Below are 4752 nucleotides of genomic sequence, written 5' to 3'. Positions count from 1 at the left end.
CCCACCACCAGCCTCGCCTGGGGCCTATGGAACACCACCAGCACCCTCACCACCCACCTCACCCAAACCGACCACGCCCGCATCCACCGCACCGGCCTCACCCCCCTCAACCCCACCCACGCCCTCGCCCTCTTCGACACCACCACCCACCACGACCCCAACCACCCCGTCCTCATCCCCACCAGAATCAACACGACCATCGACACACCCCCGGCCATACTCCGCCGCCTCATCACCACCCGCCGCCCCGCCGCCCGGACAGCCGTCACCGGCACCCGGCCCCTCGCCGAACGCCTCGCCGGACTCGACGACGAAAGACGAGCCGAAGCGCTCCTCGACCACGTCCGCACACAAGTCGCCCTCGTCCTCAACCACCCCAACCCCCACACCATCCCCGCCGACCGCGCCCTCATCGAACTCGGCCTCGACTCCCTCACCTCCATCGAACTACGCAACCACCTCACCACCACCACCACACTCCGCCTCCCCGCCACCCTCACCTTCGACCACCCCACCCCCCACGCCATCGCCACTTATCTGGACAGAGAGCTGGGCGGTCGCCGTACGGACATCGCGCCGGTGCGGGCGGAGGCTCCGAAGGGCGGGGCGTCGGCCGAGGACCCGGTCGTCATCGTCGGGATGGCCTGCCGTCTCCCCGGCGGTATCGAGTCGCCCGAGGCGCTGTGGCGGCTGGTCGAGTCGGGAGGCGACGCGGTCTCGGAGTTCCCGGCCGACCGGGGCTGGGACGTCGAACGGCTCTACGACCCCGACCCCGACCATCCCGGCACGTCCTACACCCGGCACGGGGGGTTCCTGCGGGACGTCGCGGACTTCGACGCCGCCTTCTTCGGCATCTCCCCGCGCGAGGCGATCACGATGGACCCTCAGCAGCGTCTGTTGCTTGAGGTCGCCTGGGAGGCGTTCGAGCGGGCCGGCATCGATCCGCACCGGCTGCGCGGAAGCCGTACGGGCGTCTTCGCCGGGATGATGTACCACGACTACGCGCCCCGCCTGGAAGAGATCCCCGGCGACCTGGAGGGATACCTGCTCAACGGCAGCGCGGGCAGCATCGCCACCGGCCGCGTGGCGTACACGTTCGGCTTCGAGGGCCCGGCCGTCACCGTCGACACTGCCTGCTCGTCGTCCCTGGTGGCGCTGCACCTGGCCGCCCAGTCCCTCCGTACGGGCGAGTCGGACCTCGCGCTGGCCGGCGGGGTGGCGGTGATGTCGTCGCCGGCCACGTTCGTCGAGTTCTCCCGGCAGCGCGGCCTGTCGGTCGACGGGCGGTGCAAGGCGTTCTCCTCCACCGCCGACGGCACCGGCTGGGGGGAGGGCGTCAGCCTGCTGCTCCTCGAACGGCTGTCGGACGCCCGCAGGAACGGCCATCCGGTCCTGGCGGTCGTGCGCGGCTCGGCCGTCAACCAGGACGGCGCGTCCAACGGCCTGACCGCCCCCAGCGGACCGTCCCAGCAGCGGGTGATCAGGCAGGCCCTCGCCAACGCCGGGCTCACCCCTGACGAGGTCGACGCCGTGGAGGCGCACGGCACCGGCACCACGCTCGGCGACCCGATCGAGGCCCAGGCGCTGCTCGCGACGTACGGCCAGGACAGGCCGGACGACCGCCCGCTGTGGCTCGGCTCGCTGAAGTCGAACGTGGCCCACACGCAGGCGGCGGCGGGCGGCGCCGGAGTCATCAAGATGATCATGGCGATGCGGGGCGGGCTGCTGCCGAAGACGCTGCACGTGGAGGAGCCCACACCGCACGTGGACTGGTCGAGCGGGAACGTCCGCCTGCTCACCGACGCCCGGCCGTGGCCGGAGGCGGGCCGGCCCAGACGAGCGGGGGTGTCGTCGTTCGGGGTCAGCGGCACGAACGCGCACGTCATCCTGGAGCAGCCCCCGGCTGAGGAGGAGCCGCCCCGGGAGCGGCCCGCGGAGCCGCCCGCGCCTCCATGGGTGCTGTCGGGCCATCTCCCCGAGGCCCTGCGCGGCCAGGCCGTCAGTCTCGCGACGTACCTGGAGGGTCGTGACGACCTCGACGCGGCCGACGTCGCGCACTCGCTCCTGACCGCCCGGGCGCTGCTCGGAGAACGGGCCGTGGTGGTCGCGCCCGACCGGGCCGGGCTCGTCGCGGGAGTGCGCGCGCTGGCGGGAGGGGGCGCGCTGCCCGACACCGTCGTGCGCGGGACCGCCGACGCCGCCGGCAAGGTGGTCTTCGTCTTCCCCGGACAGGGCAGCCAGTGGCCCGCGATGGCGGCCGGGCTGCTGGAGACCTCGCCGGTCTTCGCGGAGCGGTTCGCGGAGTGCGCCGCCGCTCTTGAGGAGTTCGTCGACTGGTCGCCGCTCGACGTCGTCCGTGAGGCACCGGGAGCGCCGGGGCTGGAGCGGGTCGACGTGGTCCAGCCGATCCTGTGGGCCGTGATGGTCTCGCTCGCCGCGCTGTGGCGGTCGTACGGCGTCCACCCCGACGCGGTCGTCGGCCACTCGCAGGGGGAGATCGCCGCGGCCGTGGTGGCCGGCGGGCTGTCGCTGCGGGACGCCGCCCGCGTCGTGGCGTTGCGCAGCCAGGCCATCCGGACGTTGTCCGGCGACGGCGGCATGGCCTCGGTGGCGCTGCCCCTGGCGGAGGCCGAGGCGCGCATCGCGCCCTGGGGCGAACGCCTGTCGGTCGGCGTCGTCAACGGGCCCGGCAGCGTGGTCGTCTCGGGGGAGGTCGGGGCGCTGACCGAGTTGCTGGCCGCGCTGGAGGCCGCAGGCGTGCGCAACCGCCGGATCCCCGTGGACTACGCCTCGCACTCCGCCCAGGTCGAACTCATCCACGACGAGCTGATCAAGGCCCTGTCGCCGATCACTCCCCGCGCCGGGACCATCCCCATGCTGTCCACGGTCACCGGCGACTGGATCGACACCTCCGAGCTGGACACGGCGTACTGGTACGCCAACCTCCGGCGGCCCGTGCTCTTCGAGACGGCCGCCCGGGCGCTCGCCGCCCAGGGGCACGCCGCGTTCATCGAGATCAGCCCGCATCCCGTGCTCACGGCCGCCATCTCGGAGACGCTGGACACCGACGAGGCGCCGCCGACGCCGGCCGTCGGCACGCTCCGGCGCGACCAGGGCGGTCTCGAACGGTTCCACGTGTCACTCGCCGAGGCGTTCGTACGCGGCGTGGCGGTCGACTGGAGCGTCGCGCTCGACGGCACGAGCCCCCGCCGCGTCCCGCTGCCCACCTACGCGTTCCAGCGCTCGCGGTACTGGCTGGACGCCTCCCGCGCGGCGGCCACCGCGGGAGAGGCCCTCGCGGACGGGCCCGGCTCCCCCGCCCAGTCCCCCGTACGGCGGCTCACGGCGCTGGAGCCGGCCGAGCGCCGCCAGGCCGTCCTCGACCTGGTCCGTACGGAGGTCGCGGCGGTGCTGCGCCACTCGGACGGGGACGCCGTGGGAACGGCCAGGGCGTTCCGCGACCTGGGTCTCGACTCGCTGACCGCGGTCGACCTGCGCAACCGGCTCCGGACGGCCACCGGGCTGCCGCTGCCCACCACCTTGATCTTCGACTTTCCGACGCCGGCGGCGGTGACCGACCACATCCTCTCCGCGCTGGACACCGCCTCGGCCGAACTGCCCGAGGAGAGCGCCGCACCGGTGAAACGCCCGGCGGCCGATCCGCTCGCCGCGCTCCGGAACCTGGAGGCGAGCCTGCTCGACGGCCCGGACGCCCAGGGTGAGGTGGTCTCCCGGCTACGGGCACTGGTCGCCAGGCTCGACGCGGCCGCCGTACCCGATGACGACCTGGAGGACGAGGACATCGACCTCGACTCCGCGACCGACGACGAACTCTTCGACCTCCTGGACAGGGGCTGATCTGCCGATGGCGAACGACGACAAGCTGCGCGAGTACCTCAAGCGCTCGATCGCCGAGACGAAGCAGGCCGAGCGGCGGCTGCGCCAGATCGAGGCGAGATCGCGTGAGCCGATCGCGATCGTGGGGATGGCCTGCCGCCTGCCGGGCGGGGTGTCATCCCCGGAGGACCTGTGGGACCTGGTCTCCGAGGGACGGGACGCGGTGTCGGAGTTCCCGGCCGACCGTGGCTGGGACCTGGAGGCGCTGTACGACCCCGACCCGGATCATCCGGGCACGTCCTACACCCGGTTCGGCGGGTTCCTGGACGACGTGGCGGGGTTCGACGCGGACTTCTTCGGCATCTCGCGGCGTGAGGCGCTGGCCAGCGACCCCCAGCAGCGACTTCTGCTGGAGGTCGCCTGGGAGGCGTTCGAACGCGCCCGCATCGACCCGTACGGGCTGAAGGGCAGCCGCACGGCGGTCTACGCGGGCGTGGCCGACCGCACGTACGGCTCGCGGCTGCCGCAGGTGCCCGAGGAGCTGGAGGGATATCTGGCCATCGGCAACCTGGGCAGCGTGCTGTCGGGCCGGATCGCGTATACCTTCGGCTTCGAGGGCCCGGCGGTGACGGTGGACACGGCGTGCTCATCGTCGCTGGTGGCCCTGCACCTGGCCGTGCAGGCGCTGCGGTCGGGCGAGTCGGACCTCGCGCTGGCCGGCGGCGTCACGGTGATGGCCTCGCCCATCGGATTCACCGAGTTCTCTCGGCAGCGGGGGCTGGCGGTGGATGGGCGGTGCAAGGCGTTCTCCTCGTCGGCGGACGGCACCGGCTGGGCCGAGGGCGTGGGCCTGCTCCTGGTCGAACGCCTGTCAGACGCCCGCCGCCTCGGACACCAGGTGCTGGCCGTCATCCG

The 4752-nt window shown here is 73.2% G+C and carries 2 protein-coding genes; both read left to right on the top strand.

Annotation, left to right across the window (positions count from 1 at the left end; translation table 11 throughout):
• On the top strand, positions 1-3858 hold a 3858-nt coding region (locus AB0B72_RS40015), incomplete at its 5' end, for a beta-ketoacyl synthase N-terminal-like domain-containing protein (protein WP_367745014.1).
• A 7-nt stretch (positions 3859-3865) separates the two neighbouring features.
• Positions 3866-4752 (top strand): beta-ketoacyl synthase N-terminal-like domain-containing protein (locus AB0B72_RS40010; protein WP_367745013.1); only part of this gene is annotated, 887 nt, incomplete at its 3' end.

Source organism: Microbispora sp. NPDC049125, assembly GCF_040802045.1.
GTDB lineage: Bacteria > Actinomycetota > Actinomycetes > Streptosporangiales > Streptosporangiaceae > Microbispora.
The sequence above is the reverse complement of the archived record's forward strand: the minus strand, read 5'-3'. Positions and strand labels throughout refer to the sequence as shown.